Here is a 24,219-nt window from a genome sequence, read left to right on the forward strand (position 1 = left end):
GGACGCCACAAGATGGCGCGAGAGCAGCTACAGCTACTCCAGCTCTGAGCGGACGGGCCTCGTCGCAGTCCTCAAAACGACGCAGGGGTAGCCGGAGCGGGACCCACACAGGGATCCCCGCCCCGGGACGGCTTCCTACAGTCGCTCGGGAGCGGTGATGCCGAGCAGGTCGAGCCCCCGCTCCAGAACGGCCGCTGTGTGCGCGGCCAGCGCGAGCCTGGACTCGCGCACCCGCCCCTCGGACTTGAGCACGGGGCAGTTCTCGTAGAAGGAACTGAACGCGGTCGCGAGGTCGAACAGGTACGTGGCCATCCGGTGCGGCTGGAGGTGGGCGATGGTCGTCTGCACCGCCTCCGGGAAGCGGGCCAGGCGCAGGGCCAGGTCGCGTTCGGCCTGCTCGGTCAGCGTCACCGGTGACCCGAGCGGCGGGGCCTTGTCCGCTCGGCGCAGGATCGAGCGGATCCGGGCGAGCGCGTACTGGAGGTAGACGGCGGTGTTGCCGTCCATGGCCAGCATCCGGTCCCAGTCGAAGACGTAGTCCTTCTCCCGGTCCGAGGACAGGTCCGCGTACTTCACCGCGCCGACGCCCACCGCTCGCGCGATGTCCTTCCGTTCCTGCTCGGGCAGGTCGGTCCGGTCGGCGCCCACGGCGCCAGCCCGCTCCACGGCCTCGTCGAGCAGGTCGGTGAGCTTGAGCGAGGCACCGGCGCGGGTGCGCAGCATCCGGCCGTCCTCTCCCAGGACGCTGCCGAACCCCACGTGGGTCGTCGTGGTCTCGGGACTGATCCAGTCGGCTTTGCGTGCGGCGGCGAAGATCATCGCGAAGTGCAGGGCCTGCGGGGCGCCCACCACGTAGATGAGGTGGTCGCCCTTGAGGTCCCGGGCCCGGTGACGGATCGTGGCCAGGTCGGTCGCGTCATAGCCGAATCCGCCGTCGCGCTTGCGGACGATGAGCGGCACCGGGTGGTCGTCGCGGCCGGTGAACCCGTCGAGGAACACGCACAGGGCGCCGTCGCTGTCCTGGGCGATGCCGCGCCGGGTCAGCTCGTCGGCGACGTCGTTCAACCAGGGCTGGTAGGTGCTCTCGCCCTTGTAGTCGTCGGGGGTCAGCCGGGCGCCGAGCAGCTCGTAGACGGCCTCGATGTGGTGCTTGGACTCGGTGAGCAGCCGGTCCCACAGCTCCAGCGTGGCGGGGTCTGCGGCCTGGAGGGCGACGACGCGGGCGCGGGCGCGTTCGGCGAAGTCCTCGTCGGCGTCGAACTTGGTGCGCGCCTGCTGGTAGAAGACGTTCAGGTCACCGATGCTGAACTCGTGTTCGGCCAGGCCCTCGTCGATGAGGTGTTCGACCAGCATGCCGAACGGGGTTCCCCAATCGCCGATGTGGTTCTGTCGGATGACCTCGTGTCCGGCGAACTCCATGAGTCGCACCAGGCTGTCACCGATGATGGTGGACCGCAGGTGACCGACGTGCATCTCCTTGGCCATGTTGGGCGAGGAGTAGTCGATGATGACCCGCTGTGGGCTGGTGGCCGGTACGTAGCCGAGGCGGACGTCGGCCGCGAGTCGGCCGGTGTGCTCGCCCAGCCAGGACGTGGACAGGGTGATGTTGATGAACCCCGGACCGGCCACCTCCGTCTCCTCGGCCATGTCGGCCAGGTCGAGGTGGGCGACGATGGTCTCAGCGACCTCGCGGGAAGGGCGTCGGAGTCGCTTGGCCAGCGTCATAGCGGCGTTGACCTGGTAGTCCACACCCTCACGCTGGGAGGGTCGGACCACGGCGTCCTCAAGCCCGCACGCCACGCCGAACGCGGCACCGACGGCGACTACGACACGCCAGCCGATCTCGTCTCCGATGTCCCCTGTCACGGTGACTCCGTTTCCTGTTGTGCTTCCCGGGGCCGGGCTCGAGGTTTGGCCCAGTGTGGCAGGCGCGTCGCGCCCGGTCACCTGGATATTTCAGGAGTCCGGATCGAAGCGCAGGTCGGTGACGGCGGACAGGTCGATGCCGTAGCGGGCGTAGACCTTGGTGGTGTTCTCTCCCGTCAGGTCGGCTTCGGTGTAGCCGAGCAGAGCGGCGACGCGCACGACCTCGGCGCGGCTGTCGGCCTCGATCTCCAGGTAGGCGGGGATGCGCGGCCAGGTGTCGATCTCCAGTCGGCCGCCGTCAAGGGTGAAGCTGTGCCGGTGGTTCTCCTGATAGGCCCTGGGGCGGTAGCCGAGCTTGCCCAGCAGGGTGTTGGCGGTCTCGAAGTCACCGACCTCGGTCTCGGTCTCACGGGTGCCGCCGATGGCGTCGGACTCGACCTCCTTGACCGTGAGCGTGACCCGGTCACCGGTGTCGCGCAGGCGCACCCAGCGCGAGGTGTCAGCGGGGTCGATGTCGTAGACGTAGCGGCGTTGCAGCATGTCGCCCAGATCGGTGCCGCCTTTGCCCAGGATGAGCCGGGCCACTTGGTCGGGGTCGATCTCCAGGACCTTGGCCTCGTACTCGATCGTGCTCATGGTGCCGGGTTCCCTCCTTGACGGGTGTGTGTTCACCGAAGGCCGGGGGAGGCGGTGGGCGGCTTCCTGGGTACGGTGCTCTCCCGTTCCCGAGGCCACGGTGCGCAGAACTCGATGGGGTTGCCCCATCACCCTCTTAACGTGAGCCGACAGCCTTTGGCCCATCGGAAACAACGAGACTCTACGGGGATAGAGTTTTCGAGTGGCTGACACCTCGATTCGCACCAGGTGCACCGTTCCCGACCGGGGCATGTTCCACGTGGGCAACGCCCGGTCCCTGCTGCTGAACTGGGTGGTCGCACGACAATCCGGTGGCCGTCTGGTGCTGGGGATCGAGGACACCGACGCCGCCCGCTCCCGCCCCGAGTGGACCGAGGGCGTCCTCGTGGCAGAGAACGCCGTCATCGGTAAAACCACAGCCGAAGAACCGCTCGCCCACAACGACGCTGAGCGTCTCTCCATCCGTAGTGAGCCGGGAGACATGCTGTGGAGCCACACTCTCACCCCGCACTGGGTACCCCGCTCAGCATGAGCATCAACCTCTCCCACGGAGCCCTGTGTCACCACGTCTTCTACGCCGAACGGGAAGTGGCCCTGCGCTGCTACTGGGATGATCATCCCGCCGAAGCCTGGCTCCACGACCTGCGCAATACTCGCTACTGACGGGAACCGGGGTGGTCCTGCCACGACGGGCAGGTCCACCCCAGGTGCGTCTCTACGGCGTCAGCCGGTTGGGGCCGCGGAAGAGGAAACTGGCCTCGCGGATGGAGTCCAGGCCGAGCAGGACCATCAGGACACGGCTGAGGCCCATGCCGAGACCGCCGTGCGGCGGGCAGCCGTACCGGAAGGTGTTCAGGTAGTCCTGCATGGGCCCGGTGTTCATGCCCTTCTCGGCGGCCTGTTTGAGCAGGATGTTGTGCCGGTGCTCGCGCTGGGCGCCGGTGGTGATCTCCAGCCCCTTCCACATCAGGTCGAAGCTGCACGTGAGGTCGGGCCGTCCGGCCGGACGCATGTGGTAGAAGGGCCGGATACTGGCCGGGTAGTCAGTGACGAAGACGAATTCGTGCCCTGTCTCCCGCTGGATGTGGGCGGCGATCCCGCGTTCCCCCTCCGGGTCCAGGTCCTCCTTGCCGCCTTCGGGGTCCCAGCCCTCGGTGCGGAGGATGTCCTGGGCTTGGGCCATGGTGATCCGCGGGAACGGCAGCGACGGGACCGTCACCTCGACACCGAACGCTTCCCGGATCGCCTCGCCGTGGGCGTCGGCGACTTTGGCCAGGGCGTGCGTGAGCATCTGCTCTTCGAAGGCCATGACGTCTTCGACGTCCGAGATCCAGGCCAACTCGATGTCCACACCGGTGAACTCGGTCGCGTGCCGGGAGGTGAAGGAGGGCTCGGCGCGGAAGACGGGGCCGATTTCGAACACCTTGTCGATACCGGCCGCGATCGCCATCTGCTTGAAAAACTGCGGTGACTGGGCCAGATAGGCGTCTCGGTCGAAGTAGCCGAGCTTGAACACCTCAGCGCCGGACTCCGAGGCGGTGCCCATCAGCTTGGGGGTGTGCATCTCGGTGCACCCCTGCTCGTAGGCGTACTCGCGCATGCCCTGTTCGAGGGTGGTCTGCACGGTGAAGAGCACCTGGGCGGGGAAGCGGCGACGCACGTCCAGGAAGCGCCAGTCCAGGCGCTGTTCGAGCCCGGTGTGCTCGTCGATGGGCAAAGGAGCCTCGGCCAGGTTCAGGATCTCGACGGACTCGGGGATGATCTCCAGTCCACCGAGCTTGACGATGGGGTTGTCGACCACACGGCCAGTGATGCGGATGGCTGACTCCGTGGTTAGGCGCTCCAGCTCCGCCTCAACAACGTCACCAGCGCCCCCTCGCTTGTGCGTGACCTGGGCCATGCCGGTGTGGTCCCTCACGACCACGAACTGGATCTTGCTCTGCAGGCGGAGGGTGTTCACCCATCCTGAGATCGAGACAGACTCTCCGACGTGTTCTCGCAGGTCAGCGACCAGTACACGGTTCGTCGGGTGGATCACAGCAGTCCTCCAAAGGACTCGTCATGATCCCTTGGGAGTGCGGGCGAGAAGGGCAACTCGCGGTGCCACCGCACTTTCGTCGCTCGGACGGCGACCTCGTTCGGGCCCTGTGACGGGAGCCATCCGGCGGAGCATGGGGCCGCAGAGGACCGTTCCTCCCCGCACTCGGGAGGGTCTTCACCGTGGGGCGCGAGACCGCCTTCCCAGCTACCGGCAGTTCTCTCGGCTCACGCGATCCCGCGGCTACTCGTCTCCGTCAACGCGTTGCGAGAAAGGATAGGAGACTGCAAGCGGCCAACGCAACGAGGCAAGACATGACTACTGAAAGTTGGGATTGGGCGAGGACTCGGTATACAGGTGTGGCCGATACCCGAATCACGGTTCTGATGTTCTTCCCCACCCGGAGGAGCCAGCTCAGCTCTCGTGGGGACGGGCGCCGCCGCGATCGCCGCTTACTCTGACGAGACTCTGACCTGGGGAGCTGAGTCCCTGAAGGGGCCCCTTGAGTGGTCCGGGGCTGCTTAAGAGCTCAAGCTCGGCAAGGCTCAGGCCCTGGTATGCGTGGTGATGCCCGGCCACACGGTCGGCCTCCCGTTGTTTGAGTCGCTGGAACTCCTCAGCCGTGCGCGCATGGTCACGACTCAAGGCCGCGTTTGACCAACTCAACTCCTGGCGGGCCGAGGCCAGACGGTGGTCCACCAGCCAGGAGGTGAAGACCTCCACGAGATTTGTCACTCGGTGATCACCCAGCGCACCTGGTCAGGATGTGGGCCCTGAGCTGTGCCCTCGATCCATCTGAGCTGACCGGGTACGAGTTCCACGACGTGGACACGAGTGAATCGACCGCCATCATCGGTCTCTCCCCCGGATTATCCACGCTGTCCGACGTGGGTTGGAGGGGACAACTTTTTACCTGGAGAACGGCCGAGCTGTTTCATGGATCGGCCACTCTCTGAGTCCCAAGAGCTAGTCCGGTGCGTGTGTGCTCATCGTCCACCCCTTGAAGGAACCCTCGTGCTGGTACACGACCCTGATGTCGAGGGAGCTCAGAAGGTCGAGCAGATCCTGATGTGGCTTCTTGGGAAGGAGTACAGCGAGGGTGGGGTGAGGAGGGGTGATGTGTCTCCGGTAGTCCATGAGCTGGCCGATCGCCATCCGGATGGCTTCGCGTGAGCTCGTGCCCTTCGCTTCGTACAGGACATGAGAACTGGCATCGTACAAGTCTGTCACCAGGCTCGATGAGAGGCCAGCGACTCTGATCTGAAATCTGCCGACCCTGTGCTCGTGCTGTTCGAGGAGCTTCTGAAATTCCTCAGACAAGGAAGCCTCGCGGCGGACCATGGGGGTGCGAGGGATCGCTGACCGGGTGATCGGCTTTCCCTTGTGCGACTCGGGTTCGATCAGTGAGCTGGTCGTAATGTCTGGGGGGATCGAGACAACTTCTGTCTCGGTTAGGGCCGCGATGGTGTCCTCTGGGCTGGGAGGGAGCGCATCGATGGGACGGAGCCGGAACACGATGACACGCCGTTGTTTGTCCTTCTGGTTGGGAGCATGGCGTAGGACGTATGGCTTCTTGCTATCGAGTTCAAACTTGCCGATGTATCTCTGGCGCTTCGCTTTTCTTCCAGGGATTGTCCCGACGGCTTTGAAAATGCGCAGGTCACGATCATCATCGATATGTGTGAGGATGGCACGGTTTCCTACGCCGTAGCGACCGAGGAAGACCTGGTCTTCTCCACCAGCACCCGTGTACTCGAAGATAGGTCCGAGCTCATCCCCCTCAGGAAGCCACCCATCGTAGTATCCCGACTTCTCGCCGGAGGCGGGATCTGTGTAGAGCAGCACATTGGCGCGTCCGGTCTCCTTGAGCACCTTGGTGCATGGTTGGATCCCTTGCCCTTGCCCACCATGAAAGAGGGCCTTCATCTCCTCGCGTGTTGTGAGTCGTCCGGGTTTGAGGGGATCGTCAGCCATGTGCTTAATGTACAGTTCTGCGCTGCATCCCGATCAGTGACGTAAGTCCTGGGTATTGCCCCGCAGCGTCTTCTATCGCGGCACTCCGGCCTCCTCGCGCACCCGCGCCACCACCTCCGCCGCCGGGGCGTCGGTCGCGGACCGGAAGCCCTCGCCCGCCCACAGCGCCATCCCGCCGGTGTCGCCCGCCCCGGCCGCCGCGGCGCGCAGCGGCCTGGTCATGTGGTGGACCTCCGGGTAGGCGGTCGGCGCCTGCGCGTGCTCCCACATGAACCGGTTGGCCAGCCCCCGTGCCGGTCGCCCGGTGAACGCCCTGGTCAGCGCGGTCTCCGTGAACGCCGGGTCCACCAGTGCCGCCTTGTGCACGGGGTTCGCCCCGCTCTCCGGGCACCGCAGGAACGCCGTCCCCAACTGCACGGCCGTCGCCCCCAGCTCCAGCGCGCGGGCGGCGTCGCGACCGTTCATCAGCCCTCCGGTCGCGATCACCGGCACGTCCACCGCCGCCACCACCTCGGGCAGCAGCGCGAACAGCGGCGACCCGCCCCCTCCGGCCGGGTCGAACACCGCGCGGTGCCCTCCGGCCTCCGAACCCTGGACGCACACCCCGTCGGCGCCGCGTTCCACCGCGATCCGCGCCTCCCCGACGGTCGTCACCGTCACCACGGTCGCCGAACCCACCGCGCGCAACCGATCCAGCACCTGGGCCGACGGGCATCCGAAGGTGAAGCTCACCAGCGGCACCGGGTCGGCCGCCAGGAGGTCGACCTTGGCCGCCCACGCGTCGTCGTCGCGGACCGGTTCGCCCACGGCCCCGCCGCGCCGCCCGGTCTCCGGGCCCAGCTCCTCCCGGTAGGCCGCCAGCACCTCCGGCGCGGCGGGCTCCCCCGAGGGCACGAACACGTTGACCCCGAACACCGCCGTCCCCAGCGTCCGCACGGCCGCGATCCGCTCCGCCAGGGCGTCCGCCGACAGGTACCCGGCCGCCAGCGACCCGAGCCCGCCCGCCCCGGACACCGCGGCCGCCAGCTCGGGCGTCGAACCGCCGCCCGCCATCGGCGCCTGGACGATCCACCGTTCCCGCAGCAGCTCCGCCAACACGAGTTCCCCGCCTTCCCCCACGTCCGATGGAACGGACGCTAACAGCGGTTCCCGCGGCGGGGGGTCACCGGCCCGGCCTCACGCCTCGGGCACCGTCCCGAACAGCGGCAGCAGGACCGTGTCCACGATCTCCTCGATCATCGCCTCGCCGATCGGCTCGTGGTGGAAGACGAAGTGGTTGCGCACCAGCGCCTGCCCCACGTCCAGCCGCATCGGGGTGACGGCGCGTGCGTCGACCTCCCCGCGCTCCACCGCCCGCCCGGTCACCTCCGCCATCATCCGGCGGCCCATCCCCTGCCCGTGCGAGCGCAGCTGCGCCGCGCGCTCCGGATCGCGCAGGACCTCGGCCATCAGCCCCCGCAGCCCCTCGCCCGCGGGGCCGGCCAGGGTGCGCGCGGTCCGCCGCAGCACCGCCAGCAGGTCCCCGCGCAGGTCACCGGTGTCCGGCAGCTCGCCGGGGGTCGGGACGACCGAGTACACGGCGTCCATCACCAGCTCGGCCCGGGTCGGCCACCGCCGGTACAGCGACGCCTTGCTGGCCTGGGCGCGTTCGGCGACCCCCTCCATCGTCAGCGCCGCGTAGCCGCGCTCCTCCAGCTCCTCGACGGTCGCCGCGAGGATGGCGGACACGAGCGCCTCGCCCCGGCGGCGGGGGCGTTTGCGGTGGTCGGTGGTCTCGGGATCGGCGGCCATGTCCCGCATCCTACGAAGCCCGGACGACGCGGCCCGCCGACCCGTCGACGGTGACCCGCGTACCGTCGGTGAGGACGGTCGTGCCCGTGCCCGACCCCATCACCGCCGGGATGCCGTACTCGCGGGCGACGATCGCGGCGTGCGACGCGACCGCGCCCGTGTCGACCACCACCGCGACCGCCCGCTGGAACAGCGGGGTCCACGACGGGTTGGTGTAGGGGCACACCAGCACGTCGCCGCTCTCCAACCGGTGGAAGTCGGCGGGGCCGCGCACCACCCGCACCGGGCCCGTGGCCGTACCCGCGCTGGCCGGGGTCCCCGACACCAGCGCGTCGCCCCGGTCCCCGGCCGGGAACACCCGCGCGGGGTCGATCAGCCGGACCCCGGTCAGCTCGGCGCGCCTGGCGGCCCGGACACGGACCAGGGAGCGCAGTCGGCAGACCTGGTCGTCGGGCATGTCCTCGACGTCGCCGACCTCCAGGACCTCCTCGATGCGCAGGTGGAACACGTCGAAGGGCTCGTCCACGACCCCCGCCGCCCGCAGCCGCGCGCCGATCTCCAGCAGCGCCCGCCGCAGGGCCGGGAGTCCCGCGGTGAAGTAGAAGTGCGAGTCCTCCCGGAACGCCAGGCCGTTCTGCGCGGCCCGCACCCACCGGGTCACCCGCGCCCGGGCCCGCTCGCCCCGCAGCAGGGGGTGCTCCAGCAGGGCGGCCAGCGCCCCCTCGGACCGGGACCCCGGATCGTCCTCGCGCTCCTCGCCGACCAGCACCCGGACCAGGCCGACCACGCTCTCCGGTGACTCGGCCAGGGTGGGCGGGCTGACCAGGAGCGGTGTGGTGGTCTCACGGCGGCCGAACTCGCGCTGGAAGGCGTCGAGGTCCTCGGCGAACGCCCCGATCGAACCCCGTCCCGACCGCAGCTCCCGCACCACGTGCTCCGGGTCGGCGGCCTCGAAGAGCGCGCGCAGTTCGGGTGTGGCGCGGACCGTGTCCGCCAGGTCCTGGAGCGCCCGGTTGGCGTCCTCGGTCCGCGTCCGGGCCCCGCCCAGCAGGTCGCCGAGCAGGGACCGCCGGCCGAGGAGCGCGGTGGCGGCGGTCAGCCGCGCCACCGACACCCCGGTGCTCGGCAGGTAGTCCAGGCGCAGGTCGCGGCAGTAGTCCAGGAGCGCGAGCACGCGGTCGGGCACCCGGACCACCTCCGCCCACGGCAGGGTCGCCGGGTCGAGGGCGTCCAGCTCGTCGGCGCGGCGTAGGAACTCGGCCAGCCGCGGGTCCTCCCGCCAGGTGCGGATGTCCGTCGTCCGGGCCCTGCGCGCCAGCCGGAAGGGCGTGGCCAGCGCGCGCAGTGTCGGCCGGGGCGCCCGCGGGGTGAGCTGGGTGACCACCCCGTCCTCCTCGACGAGGAAGTCCTCGAACCCCCCGGTGATCCCGTAGTCCTCGATGATCTCCCGCATCATGTTCGCCGGACCGCGGCCGAGCCAGGTGCTCACGTCCATCGGGTAGGGGCGCACGGGCAGGTACTCGGTGAGGACCGAGGCCAGGAGCCGCTGGCGCCGGTTGAGCGGCCCGGTCACCGGGGGCAGGGCGGTCATCGGCCGGGACTGGAGGATGTACGCGCGCCCACCGGTCAGGCTCCACTCGATGTCCTGGGGGCGGCCGAAGTGCCCGGCGATCGTGCGCGCGTGCGCGACCAGGACCGAGAGCTGGTCGTCGGTCAGCAGCCGTCCGGCGTCCCGGCGGCCCGCGGCATCCTCCCGGCCCCCGTCGCCGCGCTCCTCCCGCACGACCCCGCCCCCGGCCTCGGAGCGGATCACCACCTCGCCCCGGCCCGGGGCCCACGCCAGGAGGCGGCCCCCGTGGTCGAGCACGTAGTGGTCGGGTGTGACCAGGCCGGACACCACCGCCTCCCCGAGCCCGGCGCCGGCGTCGACGACGACGCGGTCGCGCTCCCCGCTCACCGGGTCGGCGGTGAACATGACCCCGGCCACGTCCGAGTCGACCATCCGCTGCACGACCACCGCGATCCGCACCTCCGAGGCGGCCACCGACCGCTCCGCGCGGTAGGCCACCGCCCGGTCGGTCCACAGCGAGGCCCAGCACCGGCGGACCGCGTCGACCACGGCGTCGGCGCCGACCACGTTGAGGTAGGTGTCCTGCTGCCCGGCGAAGGTGGCGCCGGGCAGGTCCTCGGCGGTGGCGCTGGAGCGGACCGCGACCGGGACCTCCTCGCCCAGGTCGGCGTAGGCGGCGGTGACCGCCGCGCGCAGGTCCTCGGGGACGGGTGCGGACTCCAGTTCGGCGCGCAGCGCTGCGGGGTCGGGGGTCGCGTCCGCGCCCCGTCCGGTGAGCCGCTCCTCCAGCCCGATCCCCGCGGCCACCCGCGCGTAGGCGTCGGTGGTGACCACGAACCCGGGCGGCACCGGTAGCCCGGCCCGCAGGAGTTCGCCGAGGTTGGCGCTCTTGCCGCCGACGGCCGCGAGGTCGTCGGCGCCGAAGGCGTCCAGGGGAGCGACGGAACGTGTGTGGGTCATCTGGGAGTCTCCCTGTCTGGATCCGCGTGCGCCGTGCTGCGCAGGGGGAGGTGGGGAAAGGCGAGGGTGAGGAGGAACGCCAGGCCCATGAGCGGCGCCATGGCCAGGAGGGCCGACGGCACGGCGGAGCCGAACGCCTCCGCCACGAGGGTCCGGGTCGGTTCGGGGAGGGCGGCGATGGCCTCCGGGGTGAGCGACCGGGGGTCGCCGACACCGGCGGGGACCCGGTCGCCGAACGCCCGTGTGACCAGGGCGCCCACCGCCGCGACGCCCGCGCTCGCACCGACCTGGCGCAGGAAGAGGACCGACGAGGTGGCGGCGCCGAGGTCGGCGCGGCCGACCGCGTTCTGGGCGGCGAGCATGACCACCTGCATCACCATCCCGATCCCGAGTCCGAGGAGGACGAGGAGCCCCGTGAGCGCCGCCGTGTCCGACTCCGCTCCGAACACGCCGATCAGCGCGAGCCCGGCCGTCGCGACGGCGGTCCCCGCGACCGGGTAGCCCCGGTAGCGGCCGGTGCGGGTGATCAGCCGACCCGACACCACCGTGGTGACGAGCGTTCCGGCCATGAGCGCGGTCACCAGCAGGCCCGCCCGTGTGGCGCTCATGCCCAGGGCGATCTGCGCGAACGCGGGTACGTAGGTGAGCACGCCGAAGAGGCCGAACCCCACCAGGAAGCCGACCGCGACGGGCAGGGCGAAGGCCCGGTCGCGCAGCAGGCGCGGGGGGAGGACGGGGTCGCGGACCACGCGCGCGGTGACCGCCCACAGGGTGAACGCGGCGGCGGTGCCCGCGGCCAGGGCGGGCAGGGCCCACGCGGGGTAGCCGCCGGGCCGGGCGAGGGCGTCGCAGAGCAGGACGGTCCCCACCACGGTGGCGCTCAGTGCGGCGGCGCCCGCGTAGTCGACGGAGGGGCGGTGCGCGGGGCGGGGGAGCCGGAGGGTGAGGCTGAGCACGACCAGGGCGGCGAGTCCGAGCGGCGGGTGGATCGCGAAGATCCAGCGCCACGACAGGTGGTCGACCAGCAGGCCGCCGACCAGCGGGCCGCCGACCGCCGCCAGGACGTACACCGCACCGAACAGGCCCAGGTAGCGGCCGCGTTCACGCGGGCTGACGATCTCCCCGACGGTCGCCTGTGCGCCGATCATCAGCCCGCCGCCGCCCAGTCCCTGCACCACCCGGGCGGTGAGGAACACGCCGAGGGTGTCGGCCGCGGCCGCGAGCAGGGCCCCGGCCGAGAACAGGACGACGGCCGCCCGGATGAGCGGCGCCCGGCCGTAGCGGTCGCCGAGTCGGCCGAAGACCGGCATCACGGCGGTGGCCGCGACCAGGTAGGCGGTGACGATGGCGGGCATCTGGTCGAGTCCGCCGAGGTCGCCCGCGATCTCGGGGAGCGCGGGCGCCATGGCCGTCTGGTCCAGCGCCGCGAGCAGCATCGCCATCAGCAGCCCGGGGAGCGCCAGGGCCACGGGGGTCGGCCGTCGCGGCACGGTCCTCGCCTCCTCACCCGCTTAGGAAACGGATCGTTCTCTAGTGAGAGTAGACCTCCATCTTAGGAAACGCAACGTTTCTTCTGGGTGGATCAGAGGGGGCGGTGGCGGGAACGCGAACGGCGCCGCTCCCGTGGGAGAGCGGCGCCTGGACGGGTCGGAGGTGATCGCGGTCAGTCTCCGGCGGGGGACTCCTCGGTTGATTCCTCCGGCAGGGCGGTGCGCAGACGTTCCATCGCGGCGCGGTCGCCGTCCTTGACGAGGTCGGGGAGCATGCGTTCGAGGTGCCCGAGGGCCGTGGCCGGATCCCCCGCGCGTTCGGCCGCCCGGCTCATCACCCGCAGGGTGTTCGCGTTCGGTGACCTTCGCGCCAGGTCCTCACGGGCGAGCTCCACGGCCTCGTCGTACCGGCCGAGCCGTTCCAGGACCAGCATCAGGGATATGCGGGGGTCGAAGATGGAGGCGTCACGAGGGTCAGCCCGGAAGCGGACCCCACCGGGCACCTGGGCGTCGTCCGTGAGTTGGAACCACTCCACAGCATCGCGCAGGACCTCGGCAGCCTCCTCGTCGCGGCCCTGGCCACTGAGTGATTCGCCCAGATGCCTCAGGATCCTGTACCGCGGCACACGCGGATCGAGGTCGTCCTCGTCGGCCATGCGCAGCAGTGGTTCGGCGGCCTCGTGGAAGCCCCAGGTGCTCAGCCATCGGCCCGCGCGCCAGGCCGGAGTGGTCAACCCCGCCTCCGCCGCGACGATCCACAGACGCACGGCCTCCTGGATGTCGTCGTGTCCGTCCCACTGGTAGGACTTGTCCGCCGCCCACCAGGCCGCCCGTGCGACGCCCGCTCTCGCGGCGTCCCGGAACCAGCGCTCCGCCTCCTCCTTGTTGTCGAAGGTGACCGCGCGCCTCGATCCCAGCATGAGCCGGGCCAGGTACTCCATGGCCTCGGGGTCGTCCGCCTCGGCGGAGGGCCGAACGAGATCGGTGACCGCGTCCGGCTCCGCGTGGCAGGACTCGTGCAGCATGCGGCCCAGCGCCAGTCCCGCACGGGTGTCTCCGACATCCAGGGCGCGCCGGTACAGGGAAGCGGCTTCGGGGCAGGCGAGGCTTCCGCGCAGCAGCTCGGCGGCCTCGAACGCGGCGGTGGTGTCACCGTCGTCGGCGGCCTCGCGCAGACCGGCGAGCCGGTTCGCCTGCTCTTGGGAGAGGGCCGCGTCGTCGGCCTTGGCCCGCCACCCGTCCAGGTACTCCTCGATCCGCTCGTCGGTGAGAGTGGACGGATCACGCTCGGGGTTGTCCCGCAGACGTCGCGACCAGCTCAGCGCCTCCGTGATTCGTCCCTCCCGCCCTGCCAGCACCACGAGTCTCCACTGGGCGCCGACGTGCCCGTCCTCCGCCACACGCTGGTACCAGCGCCGCGCCTCGCTCGTCCGGCCGAGGCTGTGGTTGAACTCGCCCAACTGGTACACGCCGTACCCGTTCGGGTCGGGGAACCGGTCGAGATGCTCCTCCACGATCGCGGCGGCGTCGGCGTACCGGCCCGCGTTCGTGTGGATCTCGCCGTACACGGCCACCCACTTGAGGTCGCCGAGGAGGCGCGACACCTCCACGTAGAGCGGCCGAAGCCCGTCCAGCTCGGACGGGACGGCCTGCCACACCCAGTCGAACCGCTTCTTGCAGAACACCAGTAGGAACTCCTGGAGCGCGGGGGCGAGGTCGCCGTCCCCCTCGGCCGCCGTCAGCGCGTCCTCGGCGGAGTCGGAGCAGAGGCCCTCCAGGTACTGGGCGGCTTCGGTGCTGAGCCCCTCTCCCCGTTCGAGGGACCGAAGCACCGTCCAGCACAGGTCCGTGTGGTCGTTGACCTCCCCGATGAGGGAGGTGAGGTTGTCCGCGTACTCGTCACACCTGTCCGACGCCTCGCTGAGCCATGGGGAGGATGAGCGGCCGAGCCGGGCGAGCAGCAGGGCTCCCCGGGTCAGGCACTCGTTCTCGCCGAGGTCGGCTCCGCGCCGGTACCACTCCAGGGCCTCCTCGGGATCGCCGACCCGGTGGAGGACACGGGCGAGCCCGAGGGCGCACCGGCCGTTCGTCTCGGCGCCGATCCGGTACCAGTGTTCGGCCGCCGTCCACTCTCCGCGTTTGAGGGCGAGGTCGGCCCTGTGGCACGCGGCGCCAAGATCGCCCGCTTGGGCTGCCCTCTCCCACCAGGGGATGGCCTGGTCGGTGTTGTGGGGGTGTGCCAGTCTCTCCAGGTGTTCGGCGTAGGCCCGCGCCTCCCGGGCTCCGCCCGCTGCGGCGGCGGCGCGCAGGTCCGGGTCGTCTCCGATGGGGGGTCGGTCCACCCGCATGGCCTCACGCGCCTTCTCGAACCGCCGACCGCTCTTTGTCCGCACCCAGCACTTCCCGTTCCAGTCGGATCCGTCGTCGTCGGGTGATGATGCACTCCAGCTCCGACAGGTTCCGCCCCGCGTCGTCCGTCACGCCCGTCCCGCGGCGGTCGGCCGGTCCACGAGGCGGCGCAGCTCCCACGGGTCGTGCGCGCAGAACACGGTCACCTCGTCCCCGTGCCGGCGGACCAGCTCCCGCAGTCGGGCCTGGTTGCCCAGCCGCAGTTCGGGGTCCACCTGCGCGGACTCCTGGACCAGGTCCGTCACCGGGTGCCCGGTGGGGCGGTCCGGGTCCATCTCGCCGTGGAAGTAGTAGGCGTCCCCGGCGTGCAGCAGCCACCGGCCGCCGTCCCGCACGGCCACCCCGCTGTGCCCGCGCGTGTGTCCGCCGAGCGGGACGAGCAGCACGTCCTCCGGGAGGCCGTCGAGCGGCCGGACCGCGTCGAAGCCGAACCACGACTCCCCGCCCGCCGCGCGGCTGGCGGGGTAGACCGACCAGCGGGGCCCGTGCGCCCAGTGCTCGGCCCGGTACCGCTCGGTCCCGGCCGGCAGCGCGTCGTCCCCGGTGGCCGCCGCCAACTCCTCCGCGTGGACGTGCACCCGGGCGTGCGGGAAGTCCGCCAGGCCCCCGGCGTGGTCCACGTCCAGGTGGGTCAGGACGATGTGCCGCACATCCTCGGCCGCGAACCCCAGTCGCTCCACCCGGCGCAGCGCGGTCTCCCGCGGATCCAGGCGCGGTGCGGCCATCGCGACGAAGTCCGGACCCAGCGTCCGCCCCCCGCGCAGGACGTCGTTCATCCCGAAACCGGTGTCGACGAGCACCAGGCCGTCGTCGGTCTCGACCAGCAGGCAGTGGTTGACGGCGGGCAGGGGGTCCAACGGGCCGAACGGCGGCGCGGGGGAGTCGAGTTCCAGCATGGAACCGCAGTTGAGGTGGTGGAGGGTCATCGGGTCTCCTTCGTCCGGTCGGGGCGGGGCGGAGCGGTTCCGCGGTGGGGCCCGCGCCAAGAATAGACCGACTGATCTATATATTTCTATCCCGGCCGCTGCCGGTTCGCCTCGCCGGGGCCGTCCCGCCCCGCCGCCGACCCGCGTGTACGCTCGGCCCGACACCGCATCAGCCCAGGAGGAACCCACCATGACCGCGACCGCAGTCGTCACCGGAGCAAGCAGCGGGATCGGCGCGGCCACCGCACGCGGGCTCGCCGCCGAGGGCTACGACGTGGTCCTCCTCGCCCGCCGCGCCGACCGGATCGAGACCCTGGCCAAGGAGCTGACCGAGGCCGGACACAGCGCCCGCGCCCAGGTGTTGGACGTCACCGACCGCGCCGCCGTCGACGCCTTCGCCGAGGCCCTGCCCGCCTGCTCGGTCCTGGTCAACAACGCGGGCGGCGCGGTCGGGACCGAGACCGTCGCCACCGCCGACCCCGCGGACTGGCGCACCATGTACGAGGTGAACGTCCTCGGCGTGCTCAACATGACCCAGGCCCTGCTGCCCAAGCTCGTGGCCAGCGGTGACGGCACCGTCCTGGTGGTCTCCTCCGTCGCCGGGCACGTCGTCTACGAGGGCGGCGGCGGGTACGTGGCGGCCAAGCACGGCGCGCACACGCTCGCGGCCACGCTGCGGCTCGAACTCGTCGGCCAGCCCGTGCGCGTGTTGGAGGTCGCCCCGGGCATGGTCAAGACCGAGGAGTTCACCCTCAACCGCCTGCGCGGGAACGCCGAGGCGGCCGAGGCGGTCTACGCCGGGGTGCCCGACCCGCTGTCGGCCGAGGACGTCGCGGACACCATCGTCTGGGCGGTCACCCGGCCCCCGCACGTCAACATCGACCTGCTGGTGGTCCGTCCGCGCGCGCAGGCCGCCCAGCACCGCATCCACCGGGTGGAGGAGTAACCACGCCGGGCGGCCGGGACCGACCGGCGTGGCCGGGGGCCGCGGAATCCGGCTTGACCCTGACGCCGCGTCAACTCCTAACGTCGGCGGCATGAGCGAGAACACCACTCCCGAGATCGACCGCACCATCTACCCCATGCCGATGTTCGCCACCCTCCGGGTGAGGGACCTGGCGGCGGCCGAGGCGTTCCACCACGCCGTCGGCTTCGTCTCCCTGGCCACCGTCCCGGGCCCGGACGGGTCCCCCGCGGTGGTGCACCTGCGCCGGGCCCGGTACCAGGACCTCCTGCTCGTCCCCGGCGAACCGCAGCGCGGCAGCACCACGGTGAGCTTCAACGCCGCCGGTCAGGACCTCGCGGAGCTGGCGGAGCAGATCCGCGCCGCGGCGACCGGGGGCGCCCGGGTCGAGGGGCCCGAGGACACCGCCTGGTTCACCACCGACCTGACCGTCGACGACCCCGACGGCAACCGGCTGATCCTCACCGCGCCCCGCGAGGCGGACACGGAGCGCGCCAGGGAGTGGGCGGCGACCTTCGAGGGCGACTACGTGGTGGAGGGATAGTCTCCGGCGACGTCCGCCCCCACCGCCGCCCGGTTACCCTGGCCCCCATGGAGTGGACCATCCACCAGGTCGCGGTCAGGGCGGGCGTCACCAGCAGGACCCTGCGCCACTACGACGCGATCGGCCTCCTGTCGCCCTCCCGGGTCGGCGCAAACGGCTACCGGTACTACGACTCCGCGGCCGTCGCCCGTCTCCAGCGCGTCCTCCTGCTGCGCGACCTCGGCCTCGGCCTGTCCCTCATCGCCGACGTCCTGGACCGCGAGGCGGACGAGGAGGCGGCCCTGACCGAGTACATCGCGCTCCTGGAGGCCGAGCGCGACCGCCTCGACCGGCGGATCAGCGCGGTCCGGTACACCCTCGACGCGCACCGGTCGGGCCGCGACCCCTCGATGCGGATGATGCTGGAAGGGTTCAACGACCCCTACGAGGAGGAGGTCGTCGCCCGATGGGGTGAGGACGTCTTCCGCAGGAGCAACGCCTGGTGGCACGGGAAGAGCACCAGGCAGCGGATCGAGTGGAAGCGGGAGACCGACGTCCTCGTCACCGACTGGGCGCGGGCATGGCGGGACGGCGCGGACCCCGCCTCCGGCCGCGCGCGGGAGCTGGTGGACCGGCACGTGGAGTGGCTCCGCCAGATCCCGGGGACCCCGGTGGCCGAGGGCGACCGGGAGCGCTCCGTCGAACTCCTGCGCTGCCTGGGCGACATGTACGTCCGGGACCCCGCCTTCGCCCAGACCTACGGGGGGCCGGAGGGCGCCGCCTTCGTGCGCGACGCCCTCCACGCCCACGCCGAGCGCTCCGTGTGACCCCCCGTCTCCGGTGACCCTCCCGGTGGCCGGTCGCCTCCGGTGCCCACCGGTGTCGGCGGCGGGCACCGCCCGCCTTCCCACCCCCGGAGGGCCCGTGATACGTGTGATGTGTTCCACACGGGCGGATTCCGCGCGATTCCGCGCCCCGGTTCCCCGCCCGTGTCCCGGCACGGCAAGGAGCCCGGATTGAGTTCTCGCGTTCCCCGGAGCAGTTACTCCTCAGGCACCTCCGACACCCCGCTCCTCGGCGACACCATCGGCGCGAACCTCGCCCGCACCGCCGCCGCACACCCGGACCGCGAGGCCCTGGTCGACCGCGCGGGCGGTGTGCGGCTCACCTACCGCGAGTTCGACGCCGTCGTCGACCGGGTCGCCCTCGGGCTGCTCGACCTCGGTGTCGCCAAGGGCGACCGGGTCGGCGTGTGGTCCCCCAACCGCGCCGAGTGGGTGTACACGCAGTACGCGACCGCCCGGATCGGCGCGGTCATGGTCAACGTCAACCCCGCCTACCGGACCCACGAGCTGGAGTACGTGCTGGGCCAGGCGGGCATCTCCGTCCTGGTGGCCGCGCCGTCCTTCAAGACCTCCGACTACGCGGCGATGATCGACGAGGTCCGGGGGCGCTGCCCCGACCTGCGCGAGGTCGTGCTGTTCGACACCCCGTCGTGGTCGTCCCTGCTCGCGGCGGGCGAGGCGGGGGACCGGTCGCGGCTGGCGGAGATCGAGGCGGGCCTGTCCCCGGACGACCCCATCAACATCCAGTACACCTCGGGCACCACCGGGTTCCCCAAGGGCGCCACGCTCTCCCACCACAACATCCTCAACAACGGGTTCTTCGTGGGGGAGCTGTGCGGATACACGCACGTGGACCGGATCTGCGTTCCGGTCCCCTTCTACCACTGCTTCGGCATGGTCATGGGGAACCTGGCCGCCACCAGCCACGGCGCGTGCGTCGTCCTGCCCGGCCCCGGTTTCGACCCCGCGGCGACCCTGGAGGCCGTCCAGGCCGAACACTGCACCTCCCTGTACGGGGTGCCCGCGATGTTCATCGCCGAACTGGCCCTGCCGGGGTTCGACGACTACGACCTCTCCACGCTGCGCACCGGGATCATGGCGGGTTCGCCCTGCCCCGTCGAGGTGATGCGCCAGGTCATGGGGCGGATGGGCATGCGCGAGGTGTCCATCTGCTACGGGATGACCGAGACATCCCCCGTGTCCACCCAGACCCGCCGCGACGACACGGTGCAGCGCCGCGTCTCCACGGTGGGCCGGGTGGGGCCGCACCTGGAGGTCAAGGTGATCGACCCGGACACCGGGACCACCGTCCCGCGCGGGACCCCCGGCGAGCTGTGCACCCGGGGCTACTCGGTCATGCTCGGCTACTGGGACATGCCCGACCGCACGGCGGAGGCGGTCGACTCCGGCCGCTGGATGCACACCGGCGACATCGCGGTCATGGACGACGAGGGGTACGTCAGCATCACCGGCCGGATCAAGGACATGGTGATCCGCGGCGGTGAGAACATCTACCCGCGCGAGGTCGAGGAGCTGCTGTACACCCACCCCGACATCCTGGACGCGCAGGTCATCGGCGTCCCGGACGAGAGGTACGGGGAGGAGCTCATGGCGTGGGTGCGCATGCGCGAGGGCGCAGAGCCGATCAGCGCCGACGGCCTGCGCGCGTTCTGCGAGGGGCGGATCGCGCACTTCAAGATCCCGCGCCACGTCCACGTGGTCGACGAGTTCCCGATGACCGTCACCGGCAAGGTCCGCAAGGTGGAGATGCGCGAGCAGGCGGTCCGGCTGCTCGGCTGACCGTGTCCGGCCGCCCCGCGCGACGCACGGGACGGGGCCTCCCCCACGGTGACACGCCGTTCGGACGGGGAGGCCCCGCGCGCGGGGCCCGGGACGGGGTCCCGGCCCCGGGCGCGCCGCGGGATCAGGCCCCGGACGGGGCGGTGTCCATGTCGGAGGCCAGCAGCTGGGCCAGACCGTCCAGGGCCTCGTCGGCGGTGTCGGTGTCGCCGCAGGCCAGGGTCACGGTCTCGTTGTGGCCCGCGCCCATGGCCATGACGGCCAGGACGCTGCGCGCGTCCACGGGGTCCTGGCCCTCGCGGGTGATGGTGACGGGCAGTCCCGTCGCGTTGACGGCCTGCACGAAGAGGGCCGCGGGCCGGGCGTGCAGTCCGAGGTGGGATCCGACGGTCACGGTGCGCTGAGGCATGTCAGTCCTTGTCTGGTCGAGGGGCGGAAGGGGCGGGTCACAGGTCGTCGATCCGCCACCGCGGGTCGGGGTCGGCCACGACGGTGGCCTCGTGCGCGGCCACGTCGTCCGGGGTCGGGATGGTCGTGCCGGGCAGGGAGACGGCGGCCGTCCCCCAGGACACGGCGCGGCCCAGCCCCTTGTCGGGAAGGCCGTCCTCGCTGAGGTAGCCCGCGAGGGCGCAGTCGCCCGCACCCACCGTGCTGCGGGTGCGGACCCGGGGACCGCGCGCCCACCAGGTTCGCTCGGCGTCCACGAGTATGGCCCCATGGCCGCCCAATGTCACGAGGGCCGTCTCGTTGCCCCAGGAGAGGACCTCGCGCGCGGCCTCGACGACCGCGCCCACCGTGGGGAGGTCGCGGCCGGTCAGTTCGGTGAGCTCCTCCTGGTTGGGCTTGAGCAGGGTCACCCTGCCCGCGTGCGCCGCCTTCGCGAGCGGTTCCCCCGAGGTGTCCACGGCGAGGGGGACCCCGTAGGCGGAGGCGAGTTCCGCGACGCGGACGTACAGGTCGGTGGGTACCCCCGAGGGGAGGCTGCCGCAGGCCACGATCCAGTCCGGGTCCAGTGACAGCTCCTGTTCCAGGATGTCGAGGAGGGCGTCGGTCTCGACGGCGGACAGGACCGGTCCGGGCGCGTTGAACTTGGTGGTGGTGCCGTCGGACTCGGTGACGGCGAGGTTGGCGCGGGTCTCGCCCCCGATGGGCACGGTGACCCGGGGCAGATCCCCGAGGAGGGCGGTGAGCTCGGCGCCGCCGCCCCCGCCGACGGGGAGGACGGCCCGTGTCGGGACCCCCGCGCCGAGCAGCGCCCGTGCGACGTTGACGCCCTTGCCGCCGGGCTGCGCGCGGGTGGCGCTCACCCGCAGGACCTCACCGCGGACGAGCGCGTCCACCTCCAGGGTGTGGTCCACGCTCGGGTTCGGCGTGAGGGTCAGGATCATGGCTCTCCCCGGTGTCTGTGCCCGGCCCGGTTCGGCTTGTGGGTATGCATTTGATTATGTTGTTTTGGTTGCGTATGTCAAGAGTGTCACTCGGGGGTGTGGGAGTCGGTGCGGACCCCCGTCCGGCCGGTGACCTGGATCTGACATCGGACATCTTTCCAGCTCATGCCCGTTCTCTCCGTGTCACTGGCGCGATCTTGGTCGACATCCCCCCTTGTTGTGTTTGTTGGGATATCGGACGGAGATGCCTCTTGTGTGTCCTGGGCAACACAGCTAAACTCACTGAAAACCACACCGAAACACAGGTGATCCAACATGTACGCGGAAGAACGCCAGAAGGTGATCCTCGAACACGCCCGCCGGGACGGCCGGGTCGACGTGACGGGGCTCATCTCGGAGTTCGACGTCACCTACGAGACCGTCCGGCGCGACCTCACGGCACTCGAACGCCACGGGGTTCTGCGGAGGGTCCACGGCGGTGCGATCCCCGTCGAGCGGTTGGGTTTCGAGCCCACCCTCAACATGCGGGATTCCGTGCTCACTGAGGAGAAGGAGCGGATCGCCAAGGCCGCGCTGGCCGAACTCCCGGACGAGGGCGCCATCCTGCTCGACGCCGGGTCCACCACCGGGCGTCTGGCCGAACAGCTGCCGGACGACCGCGAACTCACCGTGGTCACCAACTCCCTCTCCATCGCCCTCACGCTCACACCGCGGACCAACATCAACCTGATGATGCTCGGCGGTCGGCTGAGGACCCGCACGCAGGCCACCGTCGACACCTGGGCTCTGCGCTCACTGGCCGAGTCCTTCGTCGACGTGGCGTTCATGGCCACCAACGGAATCTCCGTCGAACGCGGGCTGACCACGCCCGACGCGGCGGAGGCGGAGGTCAAGAGGAGCATGATCGCGTCGTCCCGGCGCGCCGTCCTCCTCACGGACCACACCAAGGTCGGCAACGACCACTTCGCCCGGTTCGCGGGCGTCGAGGACCTCGACCGGATCATCACCGACTCCGGTCTCGCCGAGGGGCTCGCGGACGAGCTGGAGACCGCGGGTCCCACCGTCCTCACGGTCTGAACCCGACCACACACTGATTCGACCCGGCACGGACATCCCGCCGGCCCACCTCCCAGGAGGTCCCCCATGTCAGAACAGCAGACCACTACGAGACTGGCGTCGGCGCGCTCACGCGTCCAGCGGTTCGGCGGATTCCTGTCGAGCATGGTGATGCCCAACATCGGCGCGTTCATCGCCTGGGGCCTGATCACGGCCATGTTCATCGAGACCGGCTGGCTGCCCAACGAGCAGCTGGCCGAACTCGTCGGTCCGATGATCACCTACCTTCTTCCTCTGCTGATCGCGTACACGGGCGGGCACCTGGTCCACGACAAGCGGGGCGGTGTCGTCGGCGCGGTCGCCGCGACGGGCGTCATCGTGGCCGTGGACATGCCGATGTTCCTCGGCGCGATGATCATGGGGCCGCTCGCGGCCTACCTGATGAAGAAGTTCGACCAACTGGTCCAGCCGCGCACCCCCGCGGGCTTCGAGATGCTGGTCAACAACTTCAGCGCCGGGATCCTCGCGGGCGCCCTGGCGGCGGCGGGGATCTACGCGGTCGGACCCGTCATCGGCGCCGTCACCCGGGCGCTCGGGGCCGGGGTGCAGTTCCTCATCGACCTGACCCTGCTGCCCCTGGTGTCGGTCATCGTCGAGCCGGCCAAGGTCCTCTTCCTCAACAACGCCCTCAACCACGGCGTGCTGGCGCCGCTGGGGGTGGCCCGGGTGGCGGAGAACGGCAAGGCGATCGAGTTCCTCATCGAGACCAACCCCGGTCCGGGGCTCGGCATCCTCCTCGCCGTCATGTTCTTCGGATCCAAGATCAGCCGCGCCACCGCGCCCGGTGCGATCCTCATCCACTTCTTCGGCGGGATCCACGAGATCTACTTCCCCTACATCCTCGCCCACCCGAGGCTGATCCTCGCCGCGATCGGCGGCGGCATGTCCGGCCTGGCGACCTTCCTGTTCCTGGACGCCGGTCTGATCGCCACCCCCTCGCCGGGGAGCATCATCGCCCTGATGGCCGTCACCCCCCGCGGTGACCACATCTCCGTCCTGGCGGGGGTCGCGGTCGCCACCGTCGTCTCCTTCGTCATCGCCTCCGCTCTGCTCGGCTTCGGCCGGTCCGAGCGCAAGGCGGAGAAGGCGGAGCGGGTCGAGCAGGCCGAGAACGCGGAGTCGTCGGCGGCCTAACCGGAACAGAACCAAGGAGAGCACATCATGAGCAGCATCGAAGGCTCCGACATCAAGAAGGTCATCGTCGCCTGCGACGCCGGTATGGGCAGCAGCGTGCTGCTGACCTCCCAGCTCCAGCGCACGCTCAAGCCCTACGGTGTGGCCGTCGCGCACGCGCCGGTGGACCGGGTCCCCGACGACGCCGACCTGGTCCTGTGCCACACCGGACTGGCCGACCGCGCCCGCACCCGGGTGCCCGACAAGGTGGTCATCGCCTTCCAGATGTACCTGGGCGACCCGGTGTTCACCCGCGTCGAGCAGGCGATCCGGGACGGTGCGACCCTTGCCGACTGAACTGACCCTGACCGCCGACGCGGTACGGCTGGGCCGCGCCGCCTCTGACCGGGCCGACGCCGTCGACCAGTGCGGGGCGCTGCTGGTCGAGTTGGGCGCGGTCGAACCGGGCTACGTGCCCGCCATGCACGAGCGCGAGGCCTCCATCTCCACCTTCGTGGGTGAGGGGATCGCCATCCCGCACGGCACCGACGCCTCGCGGGCCCTGGTCAAGGAGACCAGGCTGGCCTTCCTCCAGTTCCCCGACGGGGTCGACTGGGGCGGGTCCACGGCCTACGTCGCGATCGGGATCGCCGCGTCCGGAGACGAGCACCTGGGCGTGCTCTCCTCCCTGGCGTCGGTCCTCACCGACCCGGAACGGGCCGCACGGCTGCGTTCGGTCGACGACCCGGCCGACGTGCTCGCGCTGTTGAACCCCGGCCAGGGCGGCTGAGGCCCCGTCCGGACCCATCC

General features: G+C 70.9%; 21 protein-coding genes and 1 pseudogene. 10 read left to right on the forward strand and 12 right to left on the reverse strand.

Annotation, left to right across the window (positions count from 1 at the left end; genetic code table 11):
- Window positions 1–135: 135 nt before the first annotated feature.
- The gene (gene argS / locus ACTVAJ_RS23825) at window positions 136–1,866 is read right to left on the reverse strand and encodes an arginine--tRNA ligase (protein ID WP_470390463.1); all 1,731 of its coding nucleotides are present in this window, start codon (window positions 1,864–1,866) and stop codon (window positions 136–138) included.
- A 90-nt stretch (window positions 1,867–1,956) separates the two neighbouring features.
- Window positions 1,957–2,502 (reverse strand): class IV adenylate cyclase, encoded by a 546-nt coding sequence (locus tag ACTVAJ_RS23830; protein WP_470390464.1) that lies wholly within the window; start codon window positions 2,500–2,502, stop codon window positions 1,957–1,959.
- A gap of 202 nt (window positions 2,503–2,704) precedes the next feature.
- On the opposite strand from ACTVAJ_RS23830, the pseudogene ACTVAJ_RS23835 reads away from it, so the two are divergent.
- Both ACTVAJ_RS23835 and ACTVAJ_RS23840 read left to right on the forward strand, forming a co-directional pair.
- Window positions 2,705–2,947, forward strand: a pseudogene (locus ACTVAJ_RS23835) (glutamate--tRNA ligase family protein); the annotation flags it as partial.
- An 83-nt stretch (window positions 2,948–3,030) separates the two neighbouring features.
- Window positions 3,031–3,165, forward strand: coding sequence for a hypothetical protein (locus ACTVAJ_RS23840; protein ID WP_470390465.1), 135 nt, complete (start codon window positions 3,031–3,033; stop codon window positions 3,163–3,165).
- Between the two features lie 52 nt (window positions 3,166–3,217).
- On the opposite strand, the gene aspS is transcribed toward ACTVAJ_RS23840, so the two are convergent.
- The 8 genes from aspS to ACTVAJ_RS23880 form a co-directional block, all read right to left on the reverse strand.
- Window positions 3,218–4,540, reverse strand: coding sequence for an aspartate--tRNA(Asn) ligase (aspS, locus tag ACTVAJ_RS23845; RefSeq protein WP_470390466.1), 1,323 nt, complete (start codon window positions 4,538–4,540; stop codon window positions 3,218–3,220).
- Between the two features lie 966 nt (window positions 4,541–5,506).
- The gene (locus ACTVAJ_RS23850) at window positions 5,507–6,514 is read right to left on the reverse strand and encodes an SRA domain-containing endonuclease (RefSeq protein ID WP_470390467.1); all 1,008 of its coding nucleotides are present in this window, start codon (window positions 6,512–6,514) and stop codon (window positions 5,507–5,509) included.
- 72 nt (window positions 6,515–6,586) lie between these two features.
- Window positions 6,587–7,609: a nitronate monooxygenase gene (locus ACTVAJ_RS23855; RefSeq protein WP_470390468.1), complete on the reverse strand. Its 1,023-nt coding sequence runs from the start codon at window positions 7,607–7,609 to the stop codon at window positions 6,587–6,589.
- Between the two features lie 81 nt (window positions 7,610–7,690).
- On the reverse strand, window positions 7,691–8,305 hold the full coding sequence (locus tag ACTVAJ_RS23860; RefSeq protein WP_470390469.1) for a TetR/AcrR family transcriptional regulator: 615 nt from the start codon (window positions 8,303–8,305) through the stop codon (window positions 7,691–7,693).
- A gap of 10 nt (window positions 8,306–8,315) precedes the next feature.
- The gene (locus tag ACTVAJ_RS23865) at window positions 8,316–10,835 is read right to left on the reverse strand and encodes a PEP/pyruvate-binding domain-containing protein (RefSeq protein ID WP_470390470.1); all 2,520 of its coding nucleotides are present in this window, start codon (window positions 10,833–10,835) and stop codon (window positions 8,316–8,318) included.
- Window positions 10,832–12,325, reverse strand: a complete 1,494-nt coding sequence (locus ACTVAJ_RS23870; protein WP_470390471.1) for an MFS transporter — start codon at window positions 12,323–12,325, stop codon at window positions 10,832–10,834. Before ACTVAJ_RS23870 ends, ACTVAJ_RS23865 begins: the two co-directional genes overlap by 4 nt.
- A gap of 173 nt (window positions 12,326–12,498) precedes the next feature.
- On the reverse strand, window positions 12,499–14,718 hold the full coding sequence (locus ACTVAJ_RS23875) for a hypothetical protein (protein WP_470390472.1): 2,220 nt from the start codon (window positions 14,716–14,718) through the stop codon (window positions 12,499–12,501).
- Between the two features lie 84 nt (window positions 14,719–14,802).
- Window positions 14,803–15,660: an MBL fold metallo-hydrolase gene (locus ACTVAJ_RS23880; RefSeq protein WP_470390473.1), complete on the reverse strand. Its 858-nt coding sequence runs from the start codon at window positions 15,658–15,660 to the stop codon at window positions 14,803–14,805.
- Between the two features lie 190 nt (window positions 15,661–15,850).
- On the opposite strand from ACTVAJ_RS23880, the gene ACTVAJ_RS23885 reads away from it, so the two are divergent.
- The 4 genes from ACTVAJ_RS23885 to ACTVAJ_RS23900 all read left to right on the forward strand — a co-directional run bounded on the left by ACTVAJ_RS23885 (window position 15,851) and on the right by ACTVAJ_RS23900 (window position 19,792).
- Entirely contained in the window at window positions 15,851–16,606 is a 756-nt protein-coding gene (locus tag ACTVAJ_RS23885; RefSeq protein ID WP_470390474.1) for an SDR family NAD(P)-dependent oxidoreductase, read from the forward strand.
- A 91-nt stretch (window positions 16,607–16,697) separates the two neighbouring features.
- Window positions 16,698–17,168 (forward strand): VOC family protein, encoded by a 471-nt coding sequence (locus ACTVAJ_RS23890; protein WP_470390475.1) that lies wholly within the window; start codon window positions 16,698–16,700, stop codon window positions 17,166–17,168.
- Between the two features lie 47 nt (window positions 17,169–17,215).
- On the forward strand, window positions 17,216–17,974 hold the full coding sequence (locus tag ACTVAJ_RS23895) for a MerR family transcriptional regulator (RefSeq protein ID WP_470390476.1): 759 nt from the start codon (window positions 17,216–17,218) through the stop codon (window positions 17,972–17,974).
- Between the two features lie 189 nt (window positions 17,975–18,163).
- The gene (locus ACTVAJ_RS23900) at window positions 18,164–19,792 is read left to right on the forward strand and encodes an AMP-binding protein (RefSeq protein ID WP_470390477.1); all 1,629 of its coding nucleotides are present in this window, start codon (window positions 18,164–18,166) and stop codon (window positions 19,790–19,792) included.
- A gap of 124 nt (window positions 19,793–19,916) precedes the next feature.
- Here ACTVAJ_RS23900 and ACTVAJ_RS23905 read toward each other — a convergent pair whose 3' ends face one another.
- Together ACTVAJ_RS23905 and ACTVAJ_RS23910 are read right to left on the reverse strand one after the other, a co-directional pair.
- The gene (locus ACTVAJ_RS23905; RefSeq protein ID WP_470390478.1) at window positions 19,917–20,201 is read right to left on the reverse strand and encodes an HPr family phosphocarrier protein; all 285 of its coding nucleotides are present in this window, start codon (window positions 20,199–20,201) and stop codon (window positions 19,917–19,919) included.
- 37 nt (window positions 20,202–20,238) lie between these two features.
- Entirely contained in the window at window positions 20,239–21,180 is a 942-nt protein-coding gene (locus ACTVAJ_RS23910) for a 1-phosphofructokinase family hexose kinase (RefSeq protein WP_470390479.1), read from the reverse strand.
- Between the two features lie 315 nt (window positions 21,181–21,495).
- Here ACTVAJ_RS23910 and ACTVAJ_RS23915 point away from each other — a divergent pair, with 315 nt between their 5' ends.
- The 4 genes from ACTVAJ_RS23915 to ACTVAJ_RS23930 all read left to right on the forward strand — a co-directional run bounded on the left by ACTVAJ_RS23915 (window position 21,496) and on the right by ACTVAJ_RS23930 (window position 24,199).
- Window positions 21,496–22,257 (forward strand): DeoR/GlpR family DNA-binding transcription regulator, encoded by a 762-nt coding sequence (locus ACTVAJ_RS23915; RefSeq protein WP_470390480.1) that lies wholly within the window; start codon window positions 21,496–21,498, stop codon window positions 22,255–22,257.
- A 66-nt stretch (window positions 22,258–22,323) separates the two neighbouring features.
- Window positions 22,324–23,430, forward strand: a complete 1,107-nt coding sequence (mtlA, locus tag ACTVAJ_RS23920) for a mannitol-specific PTS transporter subunit IIC (protein ID WP_470390481.1) — start codon at window positions 22,324–22,326, stop codon at window positions 23,428–23,430.
- A gap of 27 nt (window positions 23,431–23,457) precedes the next feature.
- On the forward strand, window positions 23,458–23,766 hold the full coding sequence (locus ACTVAJ_RS23925; protein WP_470390482.1) for a PTS lactose transporter subunit IIB: 309 nt from the start codon (window positions 23,458–23,460) through the stop codon (window positions 23,764–23,766).
- Window positions 23,756–24,199: a PTS mannitol transporter subunit IIA gene (locus ACTVAJ_RS23930; RefSeq protein ID WP_470390483.1), complete on the forward strand. Its 444-nt coding sequence runs from the start codon at window positions 23,756–23,758 to the stop codon at window positions 24,197–24,199. Before ACTVAJ_RS23925 ends, ACTVAJ_RS23930 begins: the two co-directional genes overlap by 11 nt.
- Window positions 24,200–24,219 lie beyond the last annotated feature (20 nt).

The sequence above is a fragment of the Nocardiopsis sp. KDC1DS13DA1 genome, from assembly GCF_055632325.1.